Source organism: Bacillus sp. Root131, from assembly GCF_001429475.1.
Taxonomy (GTDB): domain Bacteria; phylum Bacillota; class Bacilli; order Bacillales; family Bacillaceae_G; genus Bacillus_A; species Bacillus_A thuringiensis_S.
Genome location: NZ_LMJQ01000001.1, coordinates 1633298 through 1633701, shown reverse-complemented (window position 1 = coordinate 1633701; position 404 = coordinate 1633298). Strand labels below are relative to the sequence as shown.

Sequence of the window (404 nt, the reverse complement as noted above, 5' to 3'; positions counted from 1 at the left end):
GCTACTGGCGCTACTGGACCTCAAGGTCTTCAAGGTAACACGGGTGCCACTGGACCTCAAGGTCTTCAAGGTAACACRGGTGCTACKGGTGCTACTGGACCTCAAGGCGTTCAAGGTAACACGGGTGCTACCGGCGCCACTGGACCTCAAGGTGTTCAAGGTAACACAGGTGCTACKGGTGCTACTGGACCTCAAGGTGTTCAAGGTAACACAGGTGCTACTGGTGCCACTGGACCTCAAGGCGTTCAAGGTAACACGGGTGCTACCGGCGCCACTGGACCTCAAGGTCTTCAAGGTAACACAGGTGCTACTGGACCTCAAGGTCTTCAAGGTAACACAGGTGCTACTGGCGCTACTGGACCTCAAGGTCTTCAAGGTAACACGGGTGCCACTGGACCTCAAGG

Annotated in this window: 1 pseudogene; it reads left to right on the top strand. The window is 55.9% G+C overall.

The features are described 5' to 3' along the window. Positions 1 to 404: pseudogene (locus ASE54_RS36735) on the top strand (collagen-like protein); the annotation flags it as partial.